Source organism: Mesorhizobium tianshanense, from assembly GCF_007830515.1.
Classification (GTDB): Bacteria; Pseudomonadota; Alphaproteobacteria; order Rhizobiales; family Rhizobiaceae; genus Mesorhizobium; species Mesorhizobium tianshanense.
Genome location: NZ_VLKT01000021.1, coordinates 28,741 through 42,809, shown reverse-complemented (window position 1 = coordinate 42,809; position 14,069 = coordinate 28,741). Strand labels below are relative to the sequence as shown.

The window sequence follows — 14,069 nt, the reverse complement described above, 5'->3', positions numbered from 1 at the left end:
GGAGAAATGCCCGGCAGGGCAATGAGGGGCAGCGCAATCGTCATGATCATGTTCGCCACCATCGGAACCTTACTGCGCCTTGACCTCCATCATCCCGGTCGCGGTGCGGGCCGAATATTGCGGCCGGTACATGTCCTCCACCGTTGCCGCCGGATGGGCATAGGTGCCCGGCGTCACCGCGCGCACGACATAGGCGAGCGTGATGTTGCGGTCGCCGTCGCCGTCGTTGGGGTTGAAGGCCGCGATGAAACGGTCGTCGCGGAATTCGAGGTGGGCGGCATCGGTCTGGGCCAGCCAGGAGAAGTTCGACAACTGGGCGCTGGAAACCAGGCCCGGATTGTCGATCTCGAAGCCGGCCGGCAGCAGATCGGTGATCACCAGCCGCGATGGCCATTTGTTCTGCTCATAGACATTGAGCACGACGACGTAACGTTCGTTCTGCGTTGCCTCCGTGACATTGGCTTCGGTGCCGTCGAGCTTGTAGTAGGTGCGGCCGATGGTGAAGCCGTTGCCGCTGGCCGGCAGAGGCTGGATCGGCGAGGCCACGGTAGTGACAACTGCCTGCAGCGGGTTGCTGCCGGTGTTGGCGACGGTCAGCGGGCTGCCGGCCAGGTCGCTGCCGGCGATCTGGTCCGAATAGGCGCCGGCATGCGGCGCGCCATTGATGGTCAGCGCGATCGCATCATTACCGGCCTTCAGCGCGCGAGCCGCCAGCAGCATCCAGGACTCGTCCTGCGTGCTGGTCCATCGGACGGCGGCGCGTTCCTTCGTCACCAGCTTGATCAGCGCCGGCACGATCGTCGGCACCGGCTTCGATTCCGCGGCAAGCGCCAGCATCGCCGCGCCGTCACGCAGCGGCGAGCCATAGTCGGACCGGTAGTAGTCGTATGCGGAGGTCGACTGGGCCAGTTGCAGGGCGGCCTGGAAGGTGGCTTCCGAGCGCTGCGTGTCGCCGTAAAGCGCCAGGCCCGCCGCCAACTGGGCGACGGCCATCGGGCTCGTAAAGGCTTCGAGTTGGGTGTCGGCATAGTAGCGCAGATCGCCGATCGAGGCCTTCTTGTTGCGGGCCAGCACATAGAGCGCATAGGCGATCTCGCTACCGCGGTCCTGAACGTCCTGATCGTAGCCGATCGAGTTTTGGAGATTGCTCAGCGCCTGGTTCATCGCCGGTGCCGGCACGTCGTATTTCTGCTCGCGCGCCCGGGTCAGGAAATCGGTGACGTAGGCGTCGAGCCACAGGTCGCCGGAGCCCGGACCCCACAGGCCGAAGCTGCCGGCCGAGGCCTGATAGCTCAGCACCTTGTAGATGGCGTCCTGGATGCGGCCGTGCAGATCGGAGTCGCTGGCCATGCCGATGCGCGACGCCATGTCGTTGACATAGAGAAGCGGCAAGGCGCGGCTGGTGGTCTGCTCGGCGCAGCCATAAGGATAACGGTCGAGCGTCATCAGGAGCGACGGGACGTCGAAGGCGGCCGCCTGTGAAACGCCGACGCTGACCGAAGCGCCGTCGAGCAGGCTTGCCGCCAGCAGTTCCTTGTCGACGCGCAGCGACCCGCCATTGCCCTTGAGATCGACCACCATGCGGGTGGTCACCGGCGGTTGCGCCGGGCGCACCGGAACATAGAGCGTCTGCTCGACGGCGGTGCCGTCGGCATGGGCGAGCTTGATAGTGATCGAGGCGTTGCCCGGCGCCTCGGCCATCAGCGGCACGGTCAGCGTCTGCCGCTTGCCCTTGGCGAGCGTCAGCTTCTCGGGCAGGGCGGCACTGCCGGTCGAAAGATCGCCGGTGGTATCTATCGACAATGCATAGTCGCCGTCCGGACCGTCGGCATCGGTGACGTCGAGCCGCATCACAGCCGAATCGCCAGGCGCCAGGAAGCGCGGCAGGCCGGCGGTGATCACCACCGGATCGCGCACGATCACGTCGGACTGGGCATGGCCGACCGCGTCCCTGGTCCAGGCGACGGCCATGACGCGCACGGTGCCGTTGAACTGCGGGATATCGAAGTCGATCCGCGCCTTGCCGTCGGCGTCGAGCTGGACCGGACCGGAGAAGAAGGCGACCAGTTTTTCGGTCGGCGGGTTGCCTTGCGACTGCATGTTGGCGCCGTCGCCACCGGTGCGCAGCTTGCCGGTCGTGCCCAGCGAGCCGTCGATCAGGCGGCCGTAGAGGTCGCGCACTTCAAGGCCGAGCATGCGCTGGCCGAAGAACCAGGTCTCCGGGTCCGGCACCTTGTAGTTGGTGAGGTTGAGGATGCCGACATCGACGGCCGCGACCATGACATAGGCGTTGGCGCCCGGCTGTACGCCGGACACCGAGACAGGGATCGACAGCTGCTGGCGCGGCATGGTCTTGTCCGGCGGCGCCAAGGCGACGGCGAGCTTCTTCGAACCCGGGTCGACCTTCAGCCATTTGACGCCGATGGCCCGCGCCGGCATGCGCGTTTCCTGCGCATCGCCCGGCCTGAACAGCGTTGCCGTGACATAGGCGCCGGCGCCCCAATCGTCCGCGACCGGGATGTCGATGGTGCTGCCGCCGGCCGGCACGCTGGCGGTGACGGTCTTCAAGAGCTTGTCGGTGCCGATGGTGACGAGCAGCTCGCCGGCGAAATGCGGCGACACTTTGAGCTTGGCCACTTCGCCTGCCGCATAAGTGTCCTTGTCGAGGGCGATCTCGAGGCCGTCAGGTGTTTCGGTGGTGGTGGAGCTGACATACCAACCGGCGTCGAACTCGTAGCTGGTTGCCGGGCCTTCCGGATCCGATGTCTCGATCTCGAGCCGGTAGCGGCCCCAGTCGACCGGTAACGAGACGGTGGCTTCGCCGTCGGCGGTCATGTCGATCTGTCCGTTGGCCACCGACTTGGTGAAAGTGACCGGCTCATAGTTCCAGGAATTGCTCGAGCGGTACCATTGGTAATTGCGTTCGACCTTGACCAGCGACCATTGCGCGCCCTGCAGCGCCTCGCGTTTGCCGTCGGGGTCGACGGCGATCAGGCTGAACTTCGCCGTGCCGCCTTGCGGGACCTCGTCGCCATCGAAATCCGGACGGATGCCGATCATGTGGCCCTGCGGCCGGATGCCGATGTTGAGCGAGCGCTCGACGGCGCGGCCGCCGGTCTCGCGCATCCTGACCGTAACCTTGGCGTCGACGAGCTTGGTGGTCGAGGGCAACTGGTCGACGGAAACCGGGAAGGTCGCCTTGCCGTCCTCGCCGACCACAGGCAGGCCGGCGAACGGCGTGACTGACGGTTCCGCCGACTGTTCGTCGGCGAGGCCGAAGGAATAGCCCTTGAAACGGTCCCAGTTGCGGGTGGTCGACAGCGTCAGCTCGCCTTCGAGCGCCAGCCCGGCGGCCGGCGCGCCATAAAGGAAGCGGCCGTCGACGGTGACGTTGGCAGTTTCGTCCTGCGCGATTTCCTGCTTGTCGGAAGCGAGGTCGAACTCGATGCGATCCGGCACGAAATCCTCGACCAGGAACATCTGGCTGGCGACCGCCGCCTGCTTGGGGTCGGTGTGGATCGCCACCGTCCAGGTGCCGCGCATGGCGTTGGATTCGAGCGGCAGGTCGACGGCATGGCCGCCGGCCGATGCGCCGTCGCTGACGATGCGGCGGTTCTCGACGCCGTCGGGGCGCGTGAAGATGAAGGTCAGCGGCAGGTTCTCGACCGCCTTGGCGGCGCCGTCGCGGGCAAGTGCCGCGACATGGACGTCCTCGCCGGCGCGGTAGATGCCGCGTTCGGTCCAGGCATAGACGTCGAGCGCGCCCGGGGCCGAACGCCCGGTGACGCCGCGGTCGGACAGGTCGAAGCCGGCGCGACCCATGTCGAGGAAGACGAAGTCGCTGTCGCCCTGCTTGGCCATCAGCACCGCCGGCACCATGCTGCCTTCGCCGCGCGTCAGGCCGGGGTTGAAGACGGCGCGGCCTTCCGCATCCGATGTCGCGGTGCCGAGGATTTCATTGTTCCTGGCGAGCAGCGTCAGTTCAGCACCGGCGATCGGCTTGGCGGTTCCGAGCGAACGGGCAAAGACGTTCAGCCCATCCTGTCCGGTATAGGTCGACAGGCCGATGTCGGAGACGACGAACCATTGCGTGGCGCGCGAATCATAGTCGTCGCCATTCTCGTCGACCGGTTGCGCTGTCAGCACATAGACGCCGGGCTTGCGCTGCGGCAGGGCTTCGTCGACCGGGAAGGAGGTGGTGACTTCCTTGTTGATGGCGTTGGCGATGTCGAGCTGGCCGTCCCAGACCGGCTCGCCCATCTGATCGGTAATGTTGGAGATGTCGTAGCCGTCAAGCTGGCGCAGGAACTGGTAGCCGGACAGAAGCTGGGTCAACGAGCGGTCGCCGATGCGGTAGAGCTTCATTTCGGCGGCGTTCATGTTGACGGTGACGACCGGGATGCCACGGCGCGCGCCGGCAGGCAGCACGAAGCTGTCGCCGGTGAAACGGGCTGATGGGGCGCGGTCCTGCACATAGATCGACAGCACCACCGGGGCGGTGATCACCTCGCCGATGGCGGCCGGCAGACCGGAACGGAAGGTCACGTCGTAATGCTGGCCGTGCTCGAGCCCTTCGACGCAGATCTGCCTGTCCTTGGCCTCGACGCCCTTGGGGGCGGCGTTGTCGACGGTGACGAATTGCGAATAGTCGACGCCGGTCTTGACCAGATCTTCGGAAAACTGCGCGCAGATGCGCGGCGCACTGGTGTCGGCTTCGACCGTGTGTTCGACCACGCGGAAGCCCTTGCGCGCCTTCAAATCTTCATAGTCGGCCTTGACCGCCGGCGAATTGACCAGCGCGAGGCTCGCTTCGTAAGCCTGCAGGGCAGGCCGGGAGAGGTCACGGCGATCGAGCGCGGCGCCGAGCAGCGCCAGCACGTCGGCGCGCGTCCTGGTGGTGCGCAGCAATTTGTAGGCGTTGAAGCCGGCGGAGGTGGCGTTTGCCGGCAGGGTCGAGGCCTCGGCGCTGTTGGCGGCCGGCTGCACGGCAAGTGTCTCCCGCGCCAGTTCGAACCAGAGCTGGCCGTCGTCGGGCAATACCGAAACCAAGGCCTCGTATTTCTGCATGGCCGAGCGGTGGTCGCCGGTCTGCGACGCCTGTTCGGCCGCCTCCCGCAGCGCCGCCAGCCCTTCGGTGGGCTTGGTGTAGGCCGGGTCCGTGACCCTGTTGCGGTATTGCTGGGCCTGGTCGGCCATCCAGGCGGGGAAGAAGGCGAGGTCCGGCGGCGCGCCGATATCGGGGTCGCCATCGATGTTGACGACCTTGCCGGCGACGGCGCCGTTGAAGGGTTTCAGCGCATTATAGTCGGATTTGAGAAAACACCATTTGACCTTGGGGTTGTAAGTGAATGCGCGGCAGGCGGGATCGCCGAGACATGTCGTCTTGCACTGGTCGAGGCTGACATTCTGGTCGGATCTGAGATCGAAACCGAAATAGTCGGAATTGTCCGATGTCACCACCCGGCGTGCTTCGGCCGCTTGCGCGACACTGCCCAGAGCGAAAAAGAGGAGCAAAAGGACCGACAGACCACGAGCCGCGCGCATTGCCATAACACCCTCCCGACACTGCTACGTTACGTCCAAACATGTTCAAGCTTCAGTCCAACTTGTCAACACGATGACGCGGCAGGTTCCGCCTGCCAACGGTTTCCTTTCCGGCCGATGACCGGTAGTACCTCCATAGGACAGGATCACGCTTTCTTGCGGCGATGCAGAAGGTGTGAATTCCAAGCCCTGTCCATTTCAGACAATTGGATTGTGGCTCCTTTACGAGCAATTCAGAAGTTCATTCCAATTTTAACTTTGGGAGCTAGGGTAGAGTTGTAATGTCGGCGTATGAAAGGCAGATGTCGGGAGGAACTGCGCCACGGCGTGTGTTTTCGCGCGCCCTGCTTTTGGCTTTGCTATGCTCGACTGCATTGGTTGCCGAAACCGGAAATGCGGCCGCTTTCGAGATTTTCGGCATCAAGCTGTGGGGATCGTCGGAGGACGAAGACGCCGATATCGTCGATCCGCTACGTTATTCCGTGACGATCGAGGCGCCCGATGCCGACGAGGATCTCGTCAAGAAGCTCGAGAACGCCTCGACGCTGAAGGCCGACGAAGAACGTCCGGTCTCCGGTTCGCTCGGCCTGCTGGCTAAGGCACGCGGCGACCGCGACCAGCTTATCGCCGCGCTCTACGCGGACGCCCGCTACGAGGGTGTCGTCACCATCACCATCGAAGGCGAGCCGCTCGACGATCTGCCGCCCGATGCCGAATTTTCGGGCCCGCAGCCGATCCCGGTGGTTATCGACGTTGCGACCGGGCCGAAATTCACGCTTGGAGACATCAGGCTGGAGGGCGATGCGGCAGGCCTGGCGAGCGCCGATTTCGGCCTGATCGCAGGCGGCGATGCCGGTTCCGGCGCCGTGCTCAAGGCCGAGGCGTCGATCGTGCGGGCGCTCAAGGAGGAAGGCAGGCCGCTGGCCAAGGTGACGGACCGCGAGATCGTCGCCGACCACGCCACCGCGACGCTCGACGTGACGCTGACGGTGGCGGCCGGACCGGTTGCCGGCTATGGCGACACCACCGTCGAGGGAACCGAGAAGGTGGACCGCGATTTCACCGAATACATGACCGGCCTGAAGCGCGGCCGCCAATATTCGCCCGAGGAGATCGACGACGCGCGCGACCGGCTGCTCGGGCTGGAAGTTTTCAACAGCGTGACGCTGAAGGAGGCCGACAGTCTCGACGCCGACGGCAACATCCCGATCGGCGTCGAGGTGAGCGAGCGCAAGCCGCGCTATTTTGGTATTGGCGGCACTTTCTCCAACACCGAGGGGCTGGGCCTCGAAGGCTATTGGGGTCACCGCAATCTGTTCGGCCGTGCCGAAAAACTGCGCATCGAGGGCAAAATCAGCGGCATCGGCAGCAACGAGCTGACCGAGCTCAACTACAATGCCGGCATCATGTTCGAAAAGCCTGGCGTGGTCGGGCCGGCTTCGAAATTCTTCGCCGGCGTCAAGACCGTGTTCGAGCATCCCGACGCCTACGACCATTTCTCGGTCAAGGGCAACACCGGCTTGTCCTATGAACTCGACAAGCAGCAGACGGTATCCGCGGAAGTCGCGCTCGATTATTCGAGGATCGAGGATTCTTTCGGCAAGCACACCTATCTGATCGCCAGCGTTCCGCTGCAATATGTCTATGACAACCGCGACAACCGGCTGAACCCGACGAAGGGCTTCAGGGTGCTGGCCTACGTCGAGCCGAGCTACGACATTTTGAGTGGTGCGGCCTTCGTCAAGCTGAGGGGCGAGGGATCGGCTTATCAGTCGCTCGACTCGGCTTCGAAGTTCGTCTTCGCCGAACGCGTCGCCATCGGCTCGATTGTCGGCGCCGGCCTTCAGGACGTTCCTGCCGACCGGCGCTTCTATGCCGGCGGCGGCGGTTCGGTACGCGGTTATGCCTATCAGGGCATCGGTCCGAAGGACATCGACAATCAGCCGATCGGCGGGCTCTCCTTGTTCGAGACATCGGTCGAGATGCGGATCGCCATCACCGACACGATCGGCGTCGTGCCGTTCGTCGATGCCGGCACGGTCTCGACCGAGGAGTTCCCGGATTTTTCCGACATGAAGGTCGGCGCCGGCGTCGGCCTGCGCTATATTACGCCGTTCGGACCGCTGCGCATCGATGCGGCGGTGCCGCTCGACCGCGATCCCGACGATCCGCGTTTTGGAATTTATGCCGGTATCGGCCAGGCGTTCTGATGACGATGTTCAAGCGCATCCTCCGCATTGTCCTTTACACGCTGCTCATCGTGGTGGCGGCGGTGGTCGGCGCGCTCGTCGTGCTGACCAAGACCGAGCGCGGCCGCGAGAACCTCGCCGGCATCATCTCGACCGTGGCGTCGACCGATGACCAGAAGGTCACGGTCAGCGGCATCGACGGCATCTGGTCCGGCGCGCTGAGGCTCGACCATGTGGTGCTGGAAGATCGCCAGGGTGCCTGGCTGGTGGCCCGCAAGGTGGCCGTCGACTGGTCGCCACTGGCGCTTCTGTCGAAAAACTTCAGTGCAGGCCGCATCGCCGCCGATCGCATCGAGCTGGCGCGGCTGCCGGTGGCCGGCACGCAGCCGAGCAAAGGTGGTGCCACCACGCTGCCGGTGTCGCTCGACATCAAGCAGATCGACCTGCCCGAAATCGCGCTCGGGCAGGCGCTGGCCGGCAGCGGCATCGCCGAACTCGCGGCCAAGGGTTCGTTCAAGGCCGACGCGGCGCCATTGGCGCTCGAAACCAGCCTCAACATCACCCGCCACGACGGCAGGCAAGGCACGGTCGACGCCAAAATCAATTTCGCGCCCGCCGACAACAAGCTCGACCTTGATCTGAAGGCATCCGAGCCGGCCGGCGGCATCATCGCCAATCTGCTCAATTTGCCGGATGCGCCGCCGGTCGACATCGTCGTCACCGGCTCGGGGCCGGTCGCCAACTGGAGCGGCATCGGCACCTTCGTTGTCGACGGCCAGATCGTCACCCAGCTCACCGGCCGTCATCAGCTCACCGATAAGGGCAGCATGATAGAGACCAAGGGCGATGGCGACTTCCAGCGCTTCATGCCCGACAATCTGAAACCCTTGTTTGCGGGCAAGACCAGCTTCGACCTCGCCGGAACCGCGATCGACGCGGGCGGCGTCGATGTCGAGCGCGCCAGCATCGACAGCGATGCCGTGCATGGCACCGCCGCCGGTATTGTCGACCCCAACGGTGCCAGCGACCTTTCGGTGGAGCTCGCCGCCAAGGGTCCACCGATCGTGCTCAGCCTCGGCACTGCGGCCCAGCCGGTGACCGTTGCGATCACCGGCGCCACGGCCCGCGCGTTCGGCGGCGGCAAGGCGCCGATCGTCGACATCGGCGCGTCCCTGGTCTCGGTGGTGGCGGGCGGCACGCGGCTGGACGATCTGGCGGCTGAAATCCATTCCGACGGCTTCGACATCCAGGACCGCAGCGGCCCAGTGACCATCAAGCTTACAGCCGGCGGCCTGAACACCGACGTGGCGACACTGGCGCCGCTGGTGACCGGCAGGGTGAACGCGGATCTCGCAGGGTCAGTCAGCAAGGACGAGATTGTCCTCGATCAAGGTACGCTGCGCAGCGACGCGCTCAATGCCTCGGTGACGGCCAAGGTGACGCTGGCCGATCTGGCGATGACGCTGAAGATGAACGCCGATGCCGTGTCGACGGCGCTGCCGCCGCAGATCCGCACTGTTCTCGGCGAGCGCGTGCAATTCTCCGCCACCGCAACCCGCGATCCGCAAGGCTCATTTGCCGCCAATGCGCTGCAATTCACTTCCGGCTCGCTCAGCGCCAGCGGCACCGCCAGCGCGACGGGCACCGACATCCAGGCCGACATCAAGGGCACGCTCGGCGACGTTTCGGTGCTGTCGCCAATGGTTGGCGTACCGGTCGGCGGGGCCGTCGATTTCGCGCTGTCGGCGAGCGGCGCGCGCTCGGCGCCGGATTTCTCGATCTCGGCCGACAGCGACGGCCTGACGGCGTCCGGTCATACGGTCAAGACGATCAAGCTGGCGGCGACCGGCAAGGCCGACATCGCCAATCCCGCCGCCGATGTCTCACTGACCGGGTCCGTCGACGACCAGCCGCTTGATCTCCGGGCATCATTGGTCACGAGCGACGGAAAGCGTTCAATCGACGGGCTTAGCCTGTCGCTGGCCGACAACAAGGTCTCGGGTGATCTTGCGCTCGACGACAGCTTGCTGCCGCTCGGCACGCTGACGCTGGATGCGCCCGATATCGGCCCGCTGGCCGCACTTGCCGGGCAGACGGCGGCGGGCGACGTGCAAGGCAGCATCCGCCTCTCGAATGATGGTGGCGCGCCAGCGGTCGCCATCGATATGACGAGCACCTCGATCTCGCGCGGCGATCTGGCGGCGAAGACCATCACCGTCAATGCGCTGGTCGCCAACTATCTCAAAGGCCCAGCGATCTCCGGCACGATTAAGGCCGATAACGTCACATCGGGGACTACCGTGATCAGCGGCATCGGCGTCGATTTGAAGCGCGATGGCGACTGGACCGGGTTTACCGGCGGCGCCACCGTCGCCGGCATTCCGGCCACGGCTGCCGGCCGGGTGAAGATCGCGGACGGCACGACAAGCGTCGAGATCGCCTCGGGCGAGGCGACCGTCCGCGGCATCAAGGCGGCGATCGAGCAGCCATCGACCCTGAGCATCGCCAACGGCACGGCCAGCATCGAGAAATTGATGCTCGATGTCGGCGGCGGATCGGTGACCGTGTCCGGCACCGCCGGCCAGACGCTAGACCTCGCGGCAGAGTTTTCCGCGCTGCCGGCCGCCCTTGCCAATGATTTTTCCCCAGGCCTCGACGCCGCGGGCACGCTCGGCGGAACGGCGCAGATCACCGGATCGTCGGCTGCCCCCGACATTCGTTTCAACACGCAGCTCAGCGGCGCCGAAACCAGCCAGACCCGCCAGGCGAGGCTGGGGCCGCTCAATCTTGATGCGGCAGGCAGTTTCTCGTCCGCCGGCGGCATTGCCATCGACCAGGCGACGCTTGCCGGTGACAAAATTTCCGGAAGGGCGGCCGGCACGATCAATCCGAACGGCGCTAGCGATTTTACGCTCGACCTTGCCTCGACCGGCCCGAGCCTGCCGCTAGCGCTTGGCAGCAGAGAAAGCCCAATCAAGCTCGAGCTGCAGGCGCTATCGGTAAAGGCGACAGGCCAGGGCACGCAGCCGAAGCTCGATATCTCAGCGACGCTGCCTTCGGTCGCGACGAATTTTACCAAGGTCGAAGGCATCACATTTGCGCTGCACTCGGACGCCTTCGACGTGAAAAGCCGGAGCGGGCGGATTTCCGGCACGGTGACGGCGGACAAGATCGGCTTGGACAATCCGACCATCGCGCCGCTGATCGCCGGCAGGATCACCGCCAAGGTTGCCGGTAGCCTCGCCGCTGACACCATCGTCATCGACAGCGGCTCGGTGACGGGCGACGCGCTGAACAGCGGCTTCAACGGAAAGGTCTCGCTGGCCGACGGCGCCATCGACCTCAACCTCGAGGCGGATGCCGCTTCCGCGGCGTTGCCGGCGGCAGCGCGCGGCGTGCTGGCGGAGCGGACGGAACTCAGCGCCGCGCTGAAGCGCGACGCCAATGGCAATGTCACCGCCAACGCGATCAGACTGGTGTCCGGCGCGTTGACCGCCGACGGGCAGGCCAGCCTTGCCGGCAACAAGCTCGCCGCCGATATCAAGGGCGCGCTGGCCGACATCTCGCTTCTGTCGGGGGATGCCAAGGGCGCCATTGCTTTCGCGCTGAGCGCGCAAGGCGCCAGCACCGCGCCCGACCTGTCGCTAACTGTGAACAGCGATCGGCTTTCGGTGGCCGAACGCGAGATAACCGGACTGAAGCTTACCGCCACCGGCAAGGCCGATGCCGCCAACCCGGCGGCTAATGTGCAACTGACTGGAAATGTCGCGGGCCAGGTCCTGCAAGGCAGTGCTGTGCTGGCGACGTCCGACGGCAAGCGTGCCATCGACGGGCTTTTGCTGTCGCTCGGCAAGAACCGGATATCGGGTGACCTGGCGCTCGATGAGGCCTTCGTGCCTGAAGGCGCCGTGGCGCTCGACCTGCCGGACATCGGACCGCTCGCAGCCTTGGCCCTGGAAACGGCGGAAGGCGACGTGCGCGGCACGATCATCTTCTCGAAGACCGGCAATGCGCCGAACGTCGCCATCAAGGCTTCGACGGCTTCGATTTCACGCGGCGATGTTTCAGCGAAGACAGTCACCATCGACGCGCTGATCGCCAATTACCTCGCGGCGCCGGTGATCTCCGGAAAAATCCGTGCCGATAGCGTCACCTCAGGCGGCACCGTCATCCGCGGCATCGACGTCGACCTCAAGCGTGACGGCGGCTGGACCGGCTTTTCCGGTGGCGCCACCGTCAAGGACATTCCGGCCAAGGCCGCCGGCCGTGTCAGGATCGCCAACGGCACGACGACGCTCGAGCTCACTTCCGGCGAGGCGACCATGCGCGGCATCAAGGCGGCTATCGCCCAGGCGTCGACCATCACCATCGCCAACGGCACGACCAGCCTGGACAGGCTCGTGCTCAATCTCGGTGGCGGCACGGCGACGGTTTCGGGCAAGGTCGGGCAGGCGCTCGATCTCAACGCGGCGCTGGCGCGAGTGCCGATCTCGCTCGCCAATAGTTTTTCGCCGGGCCTCGATGCCGCCGGCTCGATCTCGGGCACGCTGAAGGTATCAGGCGCGCCGGCCAATCCGGCCGTCGCCTTCAACATAGACGCCGCGGGCGTCCAGACGTCGCAGACCCGCGGCGCCGGTTTCGGCGGCATCGGTGTTTCATCCTCCGGCACGTATTCGGGCAACAGACTGGCCTTCGACGCCGACATAAGCGACGGAGCCGGCCTTGGCCTCAAGGGCGGCGGCGCGGTGACGACATCAGGCGCGCCCACCCTTGATCTCGACCTTTCCGGCAGGGTGCCGTTCGCTTTCCTGACCCGGACACTCGCCGCGCAAGGCCTGTCCTTGAGCGGCACGGCCGACGTCAATGTGCAGGTGCGCGGGCCGGCGACGTCGCCGGTGATCTCAGGCACGGTCCGCACATCAGGCGCCCGTCTGGTCGATGCACGCTCGGGCCTTGCGATCAACGACATCGCCGCCGATGTCGCGATCGGCGGCGGCGTCGCCAGGATCAACCGCCTGACCGGGACGCTGTCGACACGCGGCAGCCTGTCGGCCAGTGGCACGGTCGGTATCGATCCGGCGCAAGGTTTTCCGGCCGATCTGTCGGTCAAGCTCGTCGATGGCCGCTACACCGACGGCAGGGTGGTGACCGCCAATCTCGGCGGCGACCTGACCATCAAGGGGCCGCTTGCTTCGGCGCCGGTGATCTCGGGCACGATCAACCTGGCCAAGACCGTCATCACCGTTCCCGAAAAGCTGCCGGGCTCGCTGGCGGCGCTCGACGTCAAGCACAGAAACGCACCGGCCGCCGTGCGCGCACAGGACAAGGCATTGCGCCCGGCGGCGGCGAGCAGCAGCAGCGGTGGCGGCGGCCTCAACCTCGATGTCACGGTTAACGCGCCGAGCCAGATCTTCATCCAGGGCAGGGGCGTCGATGCCGAGTTTGGCGGTTCGCTGCGGCTGACCGGCCCGGCGGCGTCGCCGCAAGCGGTCGGCACCTTCACCTTGCAGCGCGGGCGGCTGTCGATCCTTGGCAAGCGGCTGACCTTCACCGAGGGCACTGTCGGCTTTTCGGGCTCGCTGGTGCCCTATCTCAACCTCACGGCGACATCGACGACGAGCAGCGCCACCGTCACCATCGTGGTGTCGGGCGAGGCGACCAATCCGAAATTTACCTTCTCGTCGGTGCCCGCCCTGCCGGAGGACGAGGTTCTGGCACAGTTGATCTTCGGCCGTTCGATGTCGAACCTGTCGCCGCTGCAGATCGCGCAGCTTGCAGAGGCCGCCGCGCAACTGGCTGGTGTCGGCGGTTCGACCTCGCTGCTCCAGAACCTGCGCGGCGCGATCGGCGTCGACGATCTCGACGTGACGACGGACGACGAGGGCGGCACCGCCGTCTCGGCGGGCAAATATCTGAACGACCGCACCTATGTGACGATACAGAAGGGCGACAAGCCGGGCTCGGGCAAGGCGGCGATCGATCTCGACGTCGGGCGCGGCGTCAAATTGCGCGGTGAGGCCACCGACGCCGGCGAAGCCAAGGGCGGCGTTTTCTACGAACGCGAATACTAAAGTCGGCCGGCGGCAGCGCCGCATTGGCATGATGTTCGGGATCGGCTGGCGCTGTGCAGACATCGGTGAATGTCTCAGTTTAATCGATGCTGGAGATTTCCGAAGAAATCTGCGGAGTAGCAATTTTGCGCCAAGACTGTCGTTATCACGCGAACTGCTTCCCTTCCAAAGTTGCACATTCCTTGGCATGTTCCCAATCCATGCCGTTTTTGACATCATGGCCCGGATGCGGAATGGTAAAAGGCAGAAAGCCAACAATGGGAGT

General features: G+C 65.3%; 3 protein-coding genes. 2 read left to right on the top strand and 1 reads right to left on the bottom strand.

The features are described 5' to 3' along the window. Positions 1-69: 69 nt before the first annotated feature. Complete coding sequence (locus IQ26_RS17595; RefSeq protein WP_145719519.1) at positions 70-5,550, bottom strand: alpha-2-macroglobulin family protein; 5,481 nt, start codon at positions 5,548-5,550, stop codon at positions 70-72. Positions 5,551-5,825: 275 nt separating this feature from the next. Between IQ26_RS17595 and IQ26_RS17590 the strand changes: the two genes are divergently transcribed. Both IQ26_RS17590 and IQ26_RS17585 read left to right on the top strand, forming a co-directional pair. Then, positions 5,826-7,754: an autotransporter assembly complex protein TamA gene (locus tag IQ26_RS17590; RefSeq protein ID WP_145719518.1), complete on the top strand. Its 1,929-nt coding sequence runs from the start codon at positions 5,826-5,828 to the stop codon at positions 7,752-7,754. Then, positions 7,754-13,804, top strand: a complete 6,051-nt coding sequence (locus tag IQ26_RS17585) for a translocation/assembly module TamB domain-containing protein (protein WP_145719517.1) — start codon at positions 7,754-7,756, stop codon at positions 13,802-13,804. The genes IQ26_RS17590 and IQ26_RS17585 overlap by 1 nt, the downstream gene beginning before the upstream one ends. The last annotated feature ends 265 nt before the right edge of the window (positions 13,805-14,069 follow it).

Bases quoted from the DNA above. Each gene is read 5' to 3' on its own strand.
- IQ26_RS17590 (WP_145719518.1), top strand. From the start codon at position 5,826: ATGTCGGCGTATGAAAGGCAGATGTCGGGAGGAACTGCGCCACGGCGT.
- IQ26_RS17585 (WP_145719517.1), top strand. From the start codon at position 7,754: ATGACGATGTTCAAGCGCATCCTCCGCATTGTCCTTTACACGCTGCTC.
- IQ26_RS17595 (WP_145719519.1), bottom strand. From the start codon at position 5,550: ATGGCAATGCGCGCGGCTCGTGGTCTGTCGGTCCTTTTGCTCCTCTTT.